Genomic DNA, 14607 nt, shown 5'->3' with positions numbered 1-14607 from the left:
CACCTCCTTCCGCACTGTGCTCCCGGAGCCGGGCACGCCGTCAGGGCGTGCCCGGCTCCGGGAGACGAGACCTACTCCGGTCCGACGACACCCACGCGCGCCGCCCGGACCACCTTCTCGCCGATCCGGTACCCGGGCTCGACCACGAGGTTCACCGTGGTGGCCGACGCGTCGGCGTCGGTCGAGTGCATGAGCGCCTCGTGCACGGTGGGGTCGAACTCCTCGCCCACCTTGCCGAACCGCTCGACGCCGAACTTCTGCAGGCTCTGGTCGATCTTCTCCGCGATCGCGGCCATGGGCCCGTCCAGCTCGCCGTGCTGCTTGGCACGCTCGATGTCGTCGAGCACCGGCAGCAGGGCGCTCAGCACGTCCTGCACGCCCCGGTCCCGCGCGGCCTCCTGGTCGCGCAGCGCCCGGTTGCGGTAGTTCGTGAAGCTGGCCCGCTCGCGCTGCAGCGCGTCCAGGTGCTCGGCTGCCTCGGCCTTGGCCTTCAGCACCTCGGCGGCCTCGCCGGCGTCACCGGAGGGCTCGAAGTCGAGCCCCGCCAGCGGGTCGTCCGACGCGCCCTCCTGGCCGGCGGCCTCGCCCGGCTGGTCCGCCGGGGCGGACTCCTCCGGGGTCTCCGCGCCCGCCGCAGCAGGCTCGCCCGGCGTGGCCGGGCGCGCCTCGTCGCCGGAGCTGTCGACCTTGCGCTTGTCCGTGAACTGGAAGGGGTGCTCCCCCGAGCCCTCGGGCTCGGGGGTCCCCTGCGGGTTCTCCTCGGTCACTTGCGCTCGTCCTCGTCGTCCACGATCTCGGCGTCGACGACGTCCTCGTCGGGGGCGGACTGCGCGTTCGCCGCCTGCGGGCCGCCCTGAGCGCCCTGCGCCGCGGGCTGCTCGGCCGAGTACAGCGCCTCGCCGATCTTCTGCGAGGACGCGCCGAGCTTCTCGTACGACGTCTTCACGGCCTCGGCGTCCTCGCCCTCCAGCGCGGACTTGACCGCGGCGATGTCCGCCTCGACCTCGGTGACGACCTCGGCCGGGAGCTTGTCGCGGTTGTCCGCGATCTGCTTCTCCATGGAGTACGCGAAGGCCTCGGCCTGGTTGCGGGTGTCCGCCTCCTCGCGCCGCTTCTTGTCCTCCTCGGCGTGCGCCTCGGCGTCCTTGACCATGCGGTCGATGTCGTCCTTGGGCAGGGCCGAACCGCCGGTGATCTTCATCGACTGCTCCATGCCCGTGCCGCGGTCCTTGGCGGACACGTGCACGATGCCGTTCGCGTCGATGTCGAACGTGACCTCGATCTGCGGCACGCCGCGCGGGGCCGGGGCGATGCCGGTGAGCTCGAAGACGCCCAGCGGCTTGTTGTCCCGGGTGAACTCGCGCTCGCCCTGGAAGACCTGGATGGCCACGGACGGCTGGTTGTCGTCGGCCGTCGAGAAGACCTCGCTGCGCTTGGTCGGGATGGCCGTGTTGCGCTCGATGAGCTTGGTCATCACGCCACCCTTGGTCTCGATGCCGAGGGACAGCGGCGTGACGTCGATCAGCAGCACGTCCTTGCGGTCACCGGAGATGACACCGGCCTGCAGCGCGGCGCCGACGGCCACGACCTCGTCCGGGTTCACGCCCTTGTTGGGCTCGCGGCCCCCGGTGAGCTCCTTGACGACGTCGGTCACGGCGGGCATGCGGGTGGAACCACCCACGAGCACGACGTGGTCGATGTCCGACACGGAGATGCCGGCGTCGCGGATCACCGCGTGGAACGGCGCCTTGGTGCGGTCGATGAGGTCCTGCGTCATCTGCTGGAACTGAGCGCGCGTGAGCTTCTCGTCCAGGTGGATGGGGCCGTTCTCGCTCATCGACAGGTACTGCATCGAGATGTTGGTGCTCGTCGCGGACGAGAGCTCCTTCTTGGCCTGCTCGGCGGCCTCACGGAGGCGCTGCAGCGCGATCTTGTCCTTGGACAGGTCGACGCCCGAGGAGTTCTTCACCTGCTTGATCAGGTGGTCGACGATGCGGGCGTCCCAGTCGTCGCCGCCGAGGCGGTTGTCACCGGAGGTGGCGCGCACCTGGATGGTCGAGAAGTCGTCCTCGTCCTTGCCCACCTCGAGCAGGGAGACGTCGAACGTACCGCCACCGAGGTCGAAGACGAGGATGAGCTCGTCCTCCTTGCCCTTGTCCAGGCCGTACGCGAGCGCGGCGGCGGTGGGCTCGTTGACGATGCGCTGCACGTTGAGGCCGGCGATCTGCCCGGCGTCCTTCGTCGCCTGGCGCTCGGCGTCGTTGAAGTACGCCGGGACGGTGATCACGGCGTCCGTGACGGGCTCGCCCAGGTACTCCTCGGCGTCGCGCTTGAGCTTGCCCAGGATGCGGGCCGAGATCTCCTGCGGCGTGTAGTTCTTGCCGTCGATGTCCACGGTCCAGTCGGTGCCCATGTGGCGCTTGACCGAGGAGATCGTGCGGTCCACGTTGGTGACGGCCTGACGCTTGGCGACCTCACCGACCAGGACCTCGCCAGTCTTGGAGAACGCGACCACCGACGGGGTGGTCCGCGAGCCCTCCGCGTTGGCGATGACGGTGGGCTCGCCACCCTCGAGAACCGACACCACCGAGTTGGTGGTGCCGAGGTCGATACCTACTGCGCGTGCCATGTTGCCTGCCTTCCTCGACAGATTGAGCCTTCTGCACTCAACTTTAGGTCGGGGTCCGACGGGAAGCAAGCTCGCCGCCGCAAAGTTGAGTCCACCTCACTCAACCTCCCCGACCGCCGAAAAGTTCCCACGGCGCTGCCGGGCGTCACTATCGTGTCGTCATGCCCTTCGAGACCCCCCTCGCCGACGGCGTCACGCTGCGCGAGCTGACCAAGGACGACGCCGTCGCGGTCGCCCACGCCTACATCCGCAACCGGGAGCACCTGGCGCCGTGGGACCCGGCCCGGCCCGAGGAGTTCTGGACCGAGCAGTGGCACAAGGACCGGCTGTGGGTCCAGGTGCTCGCCAACACCAACGGGAACGCGCTGTACACAGTGCTCGAGGCGCCGGACGGCGAGATCGTGGGCCGGCTCAACCTCACCGACATCGTGCGCGGCGCCTTCGAGAACGGGCACATCGGCTACTGGATCGACGCGCGGTACACGGGGCGGGGCCTGATGACGGGCGCCCTGGAGGCCCTCGCGGCCCACGCCCGGGACGGTCTCGGCCTGCACCGCCTGCAGGCGGCCACCCTGCCGCACAACACGGCCTCGCAGGCGGTGCTGAAGCGGGTCGGCTTCGAGAAGATCGGCTACGCGCCGAGCTACCTGAAGATCGCGGGCGACTGGCAGGACCACGTCGTGTTCCAGCTGATCCTGCACGACTGAGGGCTGTTTTCACCCCCGTCAACAGGCGCGACGCCTTGACCTGCGGTACACAGGGGTGCACGACCGAGGCCGCGGGGGTGGGGCGTCGGACGCGTACCCCGCGGGCCAGCCCGCGGGGTGGCTGATGCCCGGGGACCCGGGCCCCGACCGGGGGGAGACCACCATGGCAAGCATCCACGGAAGCTCGTTGTCGATCGCGCTCCTGACAGCTCTGCTCGATCCCGAAGAGGACGGCCTGAAGTCACCACACGTCCAGGACCTGCTCCAGGAGGCGCTCGAGACGCGCGAGGACGCGCGCGACGTGATCGTCGCCCTGCTCGCCTCGTCCGGGTCGATGCTGCGGCAGATCAGCCACCACAACGACCAGGACCCCCTGGAGTCCCTGCAGAAGGTGGCCCTGGGCTTCCAGCGCAAGGTGGTCCAGCTCCCCAGCTGAGTCAGCCGTCCGCGACGGCCTCCGCGTCACGCAGGACGCGCAGCACGTTGCCGCTGCACAGCCGGCCGAGGTCGACGTCCGACCAGCCCCGCTCCGCGAGCGCCGCGAGCAGGCGGGGGTAGCCGGTCACGTCCTCGAGGCCCTCGGGGAGGCTGGGCGTGCCGTCGTAGTCGCCGCCGAGCCCGACGTGCTCGATGCCGGCCACCTCGCGGACGTGCTCGACGTGCGCCACGACGTCGGACAGCGTGGTGCGCGGCTGGGGGTGCTCCGCCTGCCACCGGGCGACGAACGGCTCGAAGGCGCCGATGTCGGCGCTCCGGATGCCCTCCGCCGCCGCGGCCTGCGCACCCTCGGCACGCCACGCGGCCACGGCGGGCGACACGAACTGCGGCACGAACGTCACCATGCAGACGCCGCCGTTGGTCGCCAGGGTGCCGAGCACGTCGTCGGGCACGTTGCGGGGCACGTCGCAGACGGCGCGGGCGCTGGAGTGGCTGAAGATCACCGGGGCCTGCGTGACGCGCAGCGCGTGGCGCATGGTGCCCGCGGAGGTGTGCGAGAGGTCGACGAGCATGCCGATCCGGTTCATCTCGCGCACCACGTCCTCGCCGAACGCCGAGAGGCCGCCCAGCACCTCCTCGTCGGTGGCGGAGTCCGCCCAGGGCACGTTGTCGTTGTGCGTGAGCGTCATGTAGCGCACCCCGAGCGTGTGGAGCATGCGCAGGACGGCGAGGGAGCCGTCGACGGAGTGGCCGCCCTCGGCACCCATGAGGGAGGCGATGCGGCCCTCGCTCCACGCCTGCTCGACGTCGGCGGCGGTCAGGGCGAGCCGGAGCGTGTCCGGGTACCGCTCGACGAGGCGGTGCACGCAGTCGATCTGTTCGAGGGTGGCGGTGACGGCGGCCCCGCCCTGGAGCGTCGACGGCACGTACACCGACCAGAACTGGGCGCCGACGCCACCCTCGCGCAGGCGCGGCAGGTCGGTGTGGGTCGTCGTGAGCCGCCGGCCGACGTCGACGGCGTCGAGGTCGTAGAAGGACTGCTCGCGCAGCTCCCACGGAAGGTCGTTGTGCCCGTCCCAGACGGGGTGCTTCTCGAGGAGCGCGGAGATGCGGTCGGCGGTCGTCATGCGGACGACGCTACCGCCCGCCGGCCAGGGGACGTGTCAGACGTACAGGCCACCGGCGTGGCCCGTACGTCTGACACGACGGGGGGTCAGCTCACGCGGTACCAGTAGCAGCCGGCGGTCTCGAAGCCCTTGGCCGTCGACGGCATGGTGATGGTCGTGGCCTCGTCCACCATGCGGTGCCCCGCCAGGTTGGACCGGTTCGCCAGGCCCGTGAACTCCTTGATGAACGCGTAGTAGCAGGTCTCGCCGGCCGCGGCCGGCCCGGGCGTCACGTAGGTGCCGCGTTCGAGCTGGTCACCGAGCACGTACACGCCGTCCTTCGGCGTCGTGTTCCGCGGGGTGACCATGCCCGGGTAGTGGCGCACCCAGGTGCCGCAGTCCATCGACCGGAACGAGCCGTCCGTCGACTTCGCGGTGGCGACGCGCTGCCCGGAGCCCCAGTCCGCGCCGAGCACCACGTCGGCGTCGTTCAGGCGCTCCCAGACGCAGTCCTTCGTGTTCTTGGCCACGTAGGTGGCGGCCGGTACGCCGTAGCCGCCCACGTACCACCACTCGTCCGCGGGCACCGTGTCGGCGGGCTGGTAGACCGGCACCGAGGTGCTGCTCTTGTCCGTCGTGGCGTAGCCCGACTTGCGGCCGGTCACCACGACCGACAGCCGCTTGCCCACGTACGCGCCGGCGATCCGGTACGTCGTCCCCGTGGCGCCCGCGATCGGCACGCCGTTCGAGTACCACTGGTAGGTGACGTACGCGCCGGGCCGCCAGGTGCCCGCGGTGACCCGCACGGTGGACCCCACCCGTGCGGTGCCCGTGATCCGCGGCGTCGGCACGGAGGAGAACCGGGTGCCGATGGCCCGCTGGGTCGAGGTGACGGTCTTGGTCGTGTAGCTGGTGCGCTTGCGCGTCACCGAGACCGAGAGGGTGCGGCCCTTCCAGGTCGACGGGATCCGGTAGGAGGAACCGGTGGCACCGCTGATCGCCCGGCCGTCGACCCGCCACTGGTAGGTGGTGGTGGCGGCCGACGGCGAGGACGGCGGCGCCGACACCGTGACGGTGCCGCCCGGGGCGGGCGATCCGACGAGGCGCGGGCGGGCCTGCGTGAACACCCCGTAGCCGACGGTCTTGGCCGCGCTCGTCCGGGCGGCGCCGTCGTACCCGCGGCGGGAGCCGGTGATGGTCACGGTGAGCTGCTTGCCGCGGTCGGCGGCGCGCGGCGTGAAGGTGAACTTCGTGGCGCCGGAGATCGCGGTCCCGTTGACCTTCCACTGGTAGGTGAACCGCGTGCCGGACGTCCAGGTGCCGGACAGCGCCCGCAGCGTGCTGCCCACGCGGACGGTCCCGCTGATCGTCGGGGCGGCCGCCTTGATCGCGGTCTTCTGGACGACGGGCGTCGGCGCGCTGGTCACGGCCGTGGGGATGTAGCCGTCCGCCGTGCCGACGACGGTCACGGAGAGCGCCGCGCCGGCGTCCCGGCCCTTGGGCGTGTAGGTGGCCCCGGTCGCCCCGGAGATCATCGCGCCCGGCCGGCCGTCGGCGGGGTCGAGGTCACGGCGCCACTGGTAGCTGAGCGTCGCGGCAGGGGTCCACGTACCGACCGTGGCGGTCAGGGGCGTACCCACCTCGTAGGCGTCGCCGGAGACCGTCGGCGCGGGGGTGTCGGTGAACGACTCCTCCTGCGCCAGCTCGTACGCGGCGAGCACGTCGAGCTTGCCCTCGCCCCACACGTTGTTGTCGTCGGCGGTCCCGCCGCAGGCCGTGTTGTTCACGTCGTGCGCCGCGCCGTCGAGGATCGCGCGGGTCCGGGGCACGTCGCCCACGAGGGCGGGCACCGCGTCCCACAGCAGCGCGACGGCGCCCGAGACGTGCGGGGCGGCCATGGACGTGCCGGACCACCGCTCGTACCCGTTGCCGGGGACGGCCGACAGGACGTCGACGCCGGGCGCGGCGATGTCGGGCTTCACGGCGCCGCCCTGGCCGGGGCCCCGCGAGGAGAAGGCGGCGATGCTGCCCGCCGACGAGAACGCGCCGACCGAGTAGGACGCCTGGCGCGCCCCGGGGCTGCCCGAGGACTCGCAGCCCCACTCGCCGTCGTTCCCGTTGGACCAGGTGCTGAAGATGCCGGACGCCTCCCAGGCGGTGATGACGTCCTCCATGAACGGGTCGTTCGTGCGGGACATGCCCCACGAGTTGTTCACGATGTGCGGCCGCTTGCTCGGGTCGGCCGCGCTGCCGTCGGCGCGGGTCGGTGCCAGCATCCACTCACCGGCCGCGACCAGCCAGGAGTCGAGGCAGGCGTCGGCGCAGCCGTTCGCCGCGATCCACCGCGCGCCCGGGGCCACGCCGATGCTCGTGGTGCCGTTGCCGGTGCCGACCATGGTGCCCATCGTGTGGGTGCCGTGGCCGTGGTCGTCCCGGGGCGTGGTGGCGCCCACGTGGGCGGCGTCGAACCAGTTGTAGTTGCTGGTGGTCGTCGCGCCCCGGTACTGCGCGGACAGCGCAGGGTGGGAGCGGCTCACGCCGGTGTCCAGGCCGGCCACGACGATGCCCTCGCCGGTGAAGCCCTGGTTCCACATGTCGTCGGCGTTGATGGCCCTGATGCCGTAGGTCGGGGTGCCCGCCGCGGCCGTGGTCGCGGCCTGCGTCGTCTCCGGCTCCTCGACGGCGTGCTGCGTCGTGGCCCGCACCTCGGCGACCTCGGGCGCGCCGGCGAGCTCGACCGCCTGGTCGAGCGAACCGTCCTCGACCAGGATCGCGTTGGTCGCCCAGTACGACGTGTACTCGGTACCGGAGCGCTCCAGGGCGGCGATCGTGCGCGACTGGGCGGACTCGGCCGCGGCGGTGAGCGTGTCGTACACGTACTGGCCACGCTCGGCCCAGCTCGTGATGCCTGCGGCGGCCGACAGGTCGGGCGCGTCGTCGAACCGCAGCCAGAAGTCGGTGGTGCCGCGGGTCGCGAAGGCCTTCGCGGCGGCGGGGGCGATCTTGTCGGCCGGGTCGACGGCGCCGGGCGAGACCCGGCCGGCGGCGGTGCCGGACGTGTCGGCGGCGTCCGCGCCGCCGCGGGGTGCGTCCCCGGGAGCGGCCGGCGGAACGGGGGCGGGGTCCGGTACGGCGACCGCCGTGCCGGGTGCCGCCAGGAGCGCCAGGGCGGTGGCCGTGGCCAGGGTCCTGGACAGGCGTCGGGTGCGTGGATGCATGGATACTCCAGGCTGGGGCGCCCGGGTTCCGGGCGCACTGGACCTGCGCGCGGCAGGGGATATGCCGTGAACGTAGCGCCCCGGATCAGGCGAAACTCCGAAAACGGAGAGAAATCACCCGGGCATTTCTCAGGATTCGCGGCGGCCGCGCAGCCGGTCGATCTCCCGGCGTTCCCGCTTGGTCGGACGACCCGTGCCGCGGTCGCGCAACCCGACCGCCTCCCGCTCGACGCGCGTGGGCAGCGCCGGGCTGTGGTCCAGGTACGCCCGGACCGCGATCGGGGCGCCGACCCGCTTGGGCAGCAGCTCGACCACCTCGATCACCCGGTCGCGGAGCGGGTCACGCCACGTCACACGGTCGCCCACGGCGACGGACGCCGACGGCTTGGCGACCTTCCCGTTGATCCGGACCCTGCCGGTGCGGCACAGCTCGGCCGCGACCGACCGGCTCTTGGTCAGCCGCACGGCCCACAACCAGACGTCGATCCGCACCCGGCCATCCTGCCATCCGGGAGCGGCGCCCCGCGGGGCGCCGCTCGTCAGGCCGACGGTTCGTACTCGAACCGCTCCACGGTCGCCACGGAGGACGACGGCGCACCGTTGCTCGTCGCGACCACACCGAGCCAGAGCCCGAGGAAGCCCCCGGCGGACACGCTGTCCAGGGTGCGACCGTCGGCCACGGCCAGCGGCGCCGGCGGATCGTCGCCCGACGCGGCGAGCAGCCCGTAGTCCTGGCCCCGGACCTGCAGGACCAGGGTCACCGGTTCCGGGCCGTCCGGCCCGTCGGGCAGGGCACGCTCCCCGAGCACCGTCGCCACCCCGCCCTTCCGGTGCACCGCGCGGACCCGGCGCCCGCCGTCCTCCGAGGTCCCGGTCACCACCAGCACCACGTGATCCTTCTCCGACTGGCGCACCACCAGACCGGCCTGCTCGTCCGGGCTCGCCGGGTCGAAGCGCAGCACGGCCCGGACGGTGACGTCCCGGTGCTGCTGGCGCACGCCCAGGAACGAGGGCGTGCCGGCGTCCGCCAGGGTCTCCGGGCGCAGGCGCAGGCGCCAGCCCTCGCCGTCCGGCGTGGCGAAGTCGGCCGGACCGCGCAGACCGGTCCAGCGCAGGTCGCCGGGCGGCACCACGCCCGCCTCCGGCGGCGGGGGCGGCGTCGCGACAGGTCCTGCGGCGACCGTGGCGGGTACCTCCACGACCTCGGGTACCCGCCCCTGTCCCGGTGCGAAGACGGGCCAGCCGTCCTCCCACGCCACGGGGACGAGGAACGTCTCGCGGCCGAGGTTGTAGTGATAGCCGCCGTAGGTGCGCATGGCCAGCAGCACGGCCCACCACGAGCCGTCGGGCGCCTCCACCAGGTCGGCGTGCCCCACCCCGACGACGTCGGTCCCACGCCCCAGGTGCCGGTGGGTCAGCACCGGGTTCGCCCGGTTGCCCACGTAGGGACCGGTCACCGAGTCGGAGCGCGCGACCGACACGGCATGGTGGAACTCCGTGCCGCCCTCGGCGGCCAGCAGGTAGTAGGTGTCGCCGACCCGGTACAGGTGCGGTCCCTCCGCCCAGACCGCACCCAGGACGGCGCCCCGCCAGAGCACGTGCTCGGGACCGGTGAGCCGCATGGTCGCCGGGTCGAGCTCGCGCAGCCACACCTCGGTCTGGTCGTGCCACTCCGGCTCCCGGGCCAGCCGGGTGCCGTGCAGCCAGACACGGCCGTCGTCGTCGAAGAACAACGACGGGTCGATGCCGTCCTCACCCAGCCAGACCGGGTCCGACCACGGTCCCGACGGGTCGGTCGCGGTCAGCACGAAGTTGCCGCCCCGCGCCCGGTCCTGCTGGTCCACGAGCGTGCAGACCAGCCAGAACACCCCGTCGTGGTACCGCAGCGTCGGCGCGTACAGCCCGCCCGACGAGGCGATCCCCTGCATGTCGAGCTGTCCCGGCCGGTCGAGCGCGTGCCCGATCTGCACCCAGTGGACGAGATCCCGGCTGTGGAACACGGGCAGGCCGGGAAAGTACTCGAACGTCGACGTGACGAGGTAGTAGTCCGCCCCGACCCGACAGATCGTCGGGTCGGGGTGGCAGCCCGGCAGGATCGGGTTGCGGACCGGTGTCACGGCACGACCGTGGCGCCGACCCACCGCGCGTCCGCGGTCGTGACCTCGTGCGCCGTGCCCGTGACCGTGACGACCCGGCGCGCCGCGGGCGCCGCGGCCGCAACACCGGACTCGGGTGCGTCGTTGGGCTCGTTCAGGTCGGCGATGCCCTCGGCGACCACCCTGACAACGCTGTCGGCCGCGTGTGCGCCCACCCACACCTCGACGTCACCGGGCTCGACGACGCGCGTCATCGTGCGGTCGGTGAAGGCGAACCGGGAGGTCGGCACGTCGAACGCGACGGTCGCCGACTCCCCGGGCTCCAGCGTGACCCGGTGGTACCCGAGGAGCTGTGCCGTGGGCCGGGCGACCGAGCTCACGACGTCGTGCCCGTAGAGCTGCACGACGTCGGACCCCGCCACGTTCCCCGTGTTGGTCACGGTCACGACGGCGCTGAACGTGCCACCGGCCTCGACCGTCGGGTCGGCGGACACCAGCTCGCGCGCGAACGTGGTGTACGACAGGCCGAAGCCGAAGGCCCGGACGGGGGTCGAGTCGGTCGACGTCACCTCGGACGCGCCGCCCAGCACCGGGTGCAGGTAGGAGTAGGGCTGCGCACCCGCCGAACGCGGCAGCGACACCGGCAGGCGGCCGGACGGGTTGACCCGCCCGGAGACCACGCCCGCGAGGGCCGTGCCCCCCTCCTCCCCGGGGAAGAACGACTGGAGCACCGCGCCGGGCGTCCTGCCCGCCGTGGCGCTCGCGTCGTCGAGCGCCCAGCCGATCGCATAGGGGCGGCCGGTGAGCAGCACCATCACGACCGGCGTCCCCGTGGCGAGCACCGCCTCGACGAGCTCGCGCTGGACGCCCGGCAGGTCGAGCGACTCGCTGTCGTTGCCCTCGCCCACCGTGCCACGGCCGAACAGCCCGGCCTGGTCCCCGACGACGACGATCGCGACGTCGGCGGACTCCGCGGCGGCGACGGCGTCGGCGAACCCGGAGGTGTCGTCACCCTCGACGTCGCAGCCGCGCGCGAACACGAGCTCGGGCCCGCCCTGACCGCCGAGCTCGGCGGTCAGCGCCTCGGCCACGGACGGGATCTCGAACCCGGCGGGCACGCCCGGGTGGTGTGCCAGCACGTGGTTGGCGAAGGAGTAGCAGCCCATCAGGGCCTCGGGCCGGTCGGCGTTCGGCCCGATCACCGCGACCCGGGACGGCGCGTCGTGCCACGAGCCGAGCGGCAGCACACCGTCGTTGGCCAGCAGCACCACCGACTCCTCCGCGAGGCGCCGGGCGACGTCACGGTGTGCGGGCGAGTCCAGGTCCACGACCGCGGGCGGCGCGTCCTCGTACACGTCCGGCTCCAGGAGGCCGAGCTGCTCCTTCTGGCGCAGTGCGCGCAGCACCGCACGGTCCACGACCTCGATCGGCACGGCGCCGTCCTTGACGAGGGCCGCGAGGGGCTCGAGGTAGGCGTCACCGGTCGGCAGCTCGATGTCGACGCCCGCCTGCAGCGCGGCCGCGGCGGCCGCGCCCCGGTCCGCGGCGATCGCGTGCATGACGTTCAGGAACGCGACGCCGAAGTAGTCCGCGACCACGACGCCGTCGAACCCCCACTTCTCGCGGAGCACGCCCGTGAGGTACTCCTCGGAGGAGTGCATCGGCACGCCGTCGACATCGTTGTACGACGCCATGACGGACCGGACGTCGCCGTCGAGCACCGCCATCTCGAACGGCGGGAGGAACACGTCGGCGATCTCGCGGGGCCCCGCGCTCACCGGGGCGTGGTTGCGCCCCGCCTTCGAGGCGGAGTAGGCCACGAAGTGCTTGAGGGTGGCGTGCACGCCGGCGTCCTGCATGCCTCGCACGTACGAGGTGCCCACCGTGCCGACGAGGTACGGGTCCTCGCCGATGCACTCGTCCACGCGCCCCCAGCGCGGGTCACGGATCACGTCGAGCACCGGTGCGAGGCCCTGGTGGATACCCAGCTCGCGCATCGACTCCCCGATGAGGCGACCCATCTCGGTCACCAGCTCCGGGTCGAACGACGCTCCCCACGCCAGCGGCGTCGGGAAGGTCGCCGCCTTCCAGGCGGCCAGCCCGGTGAGGCACTCCTCGTGCACGAGGGCGGGGATCCCGAGCCGCGTCTCCCGCTTGATGCGGCGCTGCTCGTCCCAGAGCCACGCGGCCCGCTCGACCGGGTCCACCGGCCGCGTGCCGTACACGCGGGTGTAGTGGCCCAGGCCGTTCCTGGTGATCTCCGGGAGCGCTGTGGACCCCTGGTCGCCGGCCATCTCGCCCTGCATCGGCGCCACGACGTTCCCGCCCTGGTCCAGCCAGTACCCGACGAGCTGCGCAAGCTTCTCCTCGAGGGTCATCTGTGCGTGCAGGTCGCGCACGCGCTCCGACACCTCGGGCATCGCCCTCAGCGCCAGCGGCAGCTCCGTCATGGAACGTTTTCCTTTCTCGGTCCTACGTATGTGTGAGACAAGCTCCGAACCCCGGGCGATCGGTCAGCCCTTGACGGCACCCGTGAGGCCGCCGACGATGCGCCGCTCGAAGAGCGAGAAGAAGATCAGCGCCGGGATCATGGACAACGACGTGAAGGCGAGCACCCGTGCGGTGTCGACGGAGTACTGCGAGGCGAACGCCTGGACGCCGAGGGGCAGGGTGTACGACAGCTCGTCGTTCAGGATGAACAGCGGCAGCAGGTACGAGTTCCAGGACGCGACGAACGCCAGGATGCCGGTCGTGATCACGCCCGGCAGGGACAGCGGGACCACCATCCGGAAGAAGAAGCCGAGGCGGCTCGCGCCGTCGATCGACGCCGCCTCCTCGATCTCCTGGGGGATCGCCCGCAGGAACGGGACCAGGATGATCACCGTCGTCGGGAGCGCGAAGGCGATCTGCGGCAGCACGATGCCGCCCATGGTGTTCATGAGGCCGAGGTCCCGGATCAGGATGTACAGCGGGGTGATCGCCACCGTCATCGGGAACATGAGGCCCGCGGCGAACAGCGCGTACATGGCCCCGTTGAGCTTGAAGTCGTACCGGGCCAGGACGAAGCTCGCCATGAGCCCCAGCGCGACGACGCCGACGGTCGTCAGCACGCCGGCGATCGCGGAGTTGCCGACCTGACGCCAGAACACCTCGCTGACCAGGACCTCGACGTAGTTCTCGATCACCCAGGGGCTGGGCAGCCCGGACGGGTCGGCGGTGATCTGCGCGTTCGTCCGGAAACCGCCCGCGATGATGTAGAGCACCGGGGCGATGCAGATGCCGACGAAGAAGAACGCGACCACGTACGTCAGCGGGCTGCCCCAGGCCACCTTCGGGGCCTTGCGCAGCGTTTGCCCGGAGGTGGTGGGGGCTTCGAGCAGCGTCGCCATCACTTCTTCCCTTCCGTGAGCGCGCCCGCCGTGTCCCGGCGCAGCACGTAGCGCTGGTAGACCAGCGCGATGACGAGCGAGACCAGGAACAGCACGACGGCGACGGCGTTGCCGTACCCGTAGTTCCCGGCGAGGCGCCCGTTGAGGACCATGTAGGTCGCCATCGTCGACGTACCCGCCGTCGCGGAGACGTACTGACCCCAGATGATGTAGACGAGGTCGAAGAGCTGGAGCGAGCCGATGATGGACAGGAAGGCCCAGATCCGGATCGTCGGCCCCAGCAGCGGGATCGTGATGGTGCGCTGGATCTGCCAGTAGGAGGCGCCGTCGATGGCGGCGGCCTCGGACAGCTCCTCGGGGATGCTCTGCAGTCCCGCCAGGAAGAGGATCACGGCGAAGCCGATGTACTTCCAGGTGATGATGATCATCAGCGACCAGATGGCGATCTTGGGGTCGGACAGCCAGTCGACGGCCAGGAAGCCCAGGCCCACCTTCTCCAGCAGGTCGTTGACCGCGCCCGAGGTCTGGAGCATGAGGCTCCAGCCGGTGCCGACGATCACCTCGGAGATCACGTACGGCACGAAGATCAGCACGCGGATGATCGACCGCCCGCGGATGTTCTGGTTCAGCAGCAGCGCGAGCACGACCGCCGCGGGCCCCTGCAGCACGAGCGAGAGCACGACGATGAAGCCGTTGTGCATGATCGCCTCGTGGAAGGCGGTGTCGCGGAAGATCGTGAGGTAGTTGTCGAGCCCGACGAACTCCGTCGGCGGCCCGTACCCCTTCCACTTGAAGAACCCGTAGTAGGCGGCGAGCACCACGGGAAGGATCACGAACGCGACGAACACGACGATCGCAGGACCCGAGAGCAGGGTGATCTCGAAGGTCTTGCGCCAGTCGGGCCGGCCGCCCCGCCGCCGGCGGGCCGGGGGCGGCGTGGTGCCGCCCCCGGCCGCCGAGAACCCCTCAGGCGAGGTGGTCACGGTCGTCGCTGAGTTCTCGCCCAGGGAGTGAGTCATCGCTG

At 71.8% G+C, this 14607-nt stretch carries 11 protein-coding genes; 2 read left to right on the top strand and 9 right to left on the bottom strand.

All coding sequences use genetic code 11. The annotated features are described in order from the left end of the window. Positions 1-71: 71 nt before the first annotated feature. On the bottom strand, positions 72-767 hold the full coding sequence (grpE, locus tag ACIG47_RS16715) for a nucleotide exchange factor GrpE (protein ID WP_397432115.1): 696 nt from the start codon (positions 765-767) through the stop codon (positions 72-74). Next, the gene (dnaK, locus tag ACIG47_RS16710; protein WP_397413117.1) at positions 764-2629 is read right to left on the bottom strand and encodes a molecular chaperone DnaK; all 1866 of its coding nucleotides are present in this window, start codon (positions 2627-2629) and stop codon (positions 764-766) included. The genes grpE and dnaK overlap by 4 nt, the downstream gene beginning before the upstream one ends. Positions 2630-2790: 161 nt before the next feature. On the opposite strand from dnaK, the gene ACIG47_RS16705 reads away from it, so the two are divergent. Then, complete coding sequence (locus ACIG47_RS16705; protein WP_397413113.1) at positions 2791-3336, top strand: GNAT family N-acetyltransferase; 546 nt, start codon at positions 2791-2793, stop codon at positions 3334-3336. Positions 3337-3499: 163 nt separating this feature from the next. After that, entirely contained in the window at positions 3500-3772 is a 273-nt protein-coding gene (locus tag ACIG47_RS16700; RefSeq protein ID WP_397413111.1) for a hypothetical protein, read from the top strand. Between the two features lies 1 nt (position 3773). Here ACIG47_RS16700 and ACIG47_RS16695 read toward each other — a convergent pair whose 3' ends face one another. The 7 genes from ACIG47_RS16695 to ACIG47_RS16665 all read right to left on the bottom strand — a co-directional run bounded on the left by ACIG47_RS16695 (position 3774) and on the right by ACIG47_RS16665 (position 14602). After that, positions 3774-4901 (bottom strand): dipeptidase, encoded by a 1128-nt coding sequence (locus ACIG47_RS16695; protein ID WP_397432113.1) that lies wholly within the window; start codon positions 4899-4901, stop codon positions 3774-3776. An 86-nt stretch (positions 4902-4987) separates the two neighbouring features. Then, positions 4988-8098, bottom strand: a complete 3111-nt coding sequence (locus tag ACIG47_RS16690; RefSeq protein ID WP_397432111.1) for a S8 family serine peptidase — start codon at positions 8096-8098, stop codon at positions 4988-4990. 129 nt (positions 8099-8227) lie between these two features. Beyond that, positions 8228-8590: an RNA-binding S4 domain-containing protein gene (locus ACIG47_RS16685; RefSeq protein WP_397432110.1), complete on the bottom strand. Its 363-nt coding sequence runs from the start codon at positions 8588-8590 to the stop codon at positions 8228-8230. Positions 8591-8637: 47 nt separating this feature from the next. After that, entirely contained in the window at positions 8638-10215 is a 1578-nt protein-coding gene (locus ACIG47_RS16680) for a glycoside hydrolase family 43 protein (protein ID WP_397432108.1), read from the bottom strand. Beyond that, entirely contained in the window at positions 10212-12644 is a 2433-nt protein-coding gene (locus ACIG47_RS16675) for a glycoside hydrolase family 3 N-terminal domain-containing protein (protein ID WP_397432106.1), read from the bottom strand. Before ACIG47_RS16675 ends, ACIG47_RS16680 begins: the two co-directional genes overlap by 4 nt. Positions 12645-12707: 63 nt before the next feature. Continuing rightward, positions 12708-13583 (bottom strand): carbohydrate ABC transporter permease, encoded by an 876-nt coding sequence (locus ACIG47_RS16670; RefSeq protein ID WP_397413100.1) that lies wholly within the window; start codon positions 13581-13583, stop codon positions 12708-12710. Further along, entirely contained in the window at positions 13583-14602 is a 1020-nt protein-coding gene (locus ACIG47_RS16665) for a carbohydrate ABC transporter permease (protein WP_397432104.1), read from the bottom strand. The genes ACIG47_RS16670 and ACIG47_RS16665 overlap by 1 nt, the downstream gene beginning before the upstream one ends. Positions 14603-14607: the final 5 nt, after the last annotated feature.

Source organism: Promicromonospora sp. NPDC052451, from assembly GCF_044547525.1.
In the GTDB taxonomy this organism is placed as follows: Bacteria; Actinomycetota; Actinomycetes; order Actinomycetales; family Cellulomonadaceae; genus Promicromonospora.
This window is presented reverse-complemented; position numbering and strand designations above follow the sequence as displayed.

Bases quoted from the DNA above. Each gene is read 5' to 3' on its own strand.
- dnaK (WP_397413117.1), bottom strand. From the start codon at position 2,629: ATGGCACGCGCAGTAGGTATCGACCTCGGCACCACCAACTCGGTGGTG.
- ACIG47_RS16700 (WP_397413111.1), top strand. From the start codon at position 3,500: ATGGCAAGCATCCACGGAAGCTCGTTGTCGATCGCGCTCCTGACAGCT.
- ACIG47_RS16695 (WP_397432113.1), bottom strand. From the start codon at position 4,901: ATGACGACCGCCGACCGCATCTCCGCGCTCCTCGAGAAGCACCCCGTC.
- ACIG47_RS16670 (WP_397413100.1), bottom strand. From the start codon at position 13,583: ATGGCGACGCTGCTCGAAGCCCCCACCACCTCCGGGCAAACGCTGCGC.
- ACIG47_RS16705 (WP_397413113.1), top strand. From the start codon at position 2,791: ATGCCCTTCGAGACCCCCCTCGCCGACGGCGTCACGCTGCGCGAGCTG.
- ACIG47_RS16690 (WP_397432111.1), bottom strand. From the start codon at position 8,098: ATGCATCCACGCACCCGACGCCTGTCCAGGACCCTGGCCACGGCCACC.
- ACIG47_RS16665 (WP_397432104.1), bottom strand. From the start codon at position 14,602: ATGACTCACTCCCTGGGCGAGAACTCAGCGACGACCGTGACCACCTCG.
- ACIG47_RS16675 (WP_397432106.1), bottom strand. From the start codon at position 12,644: ATGACGGAGCTGCCGCTGGCGCTGAGGGCGATGCCCGAGGTGTCGGAG.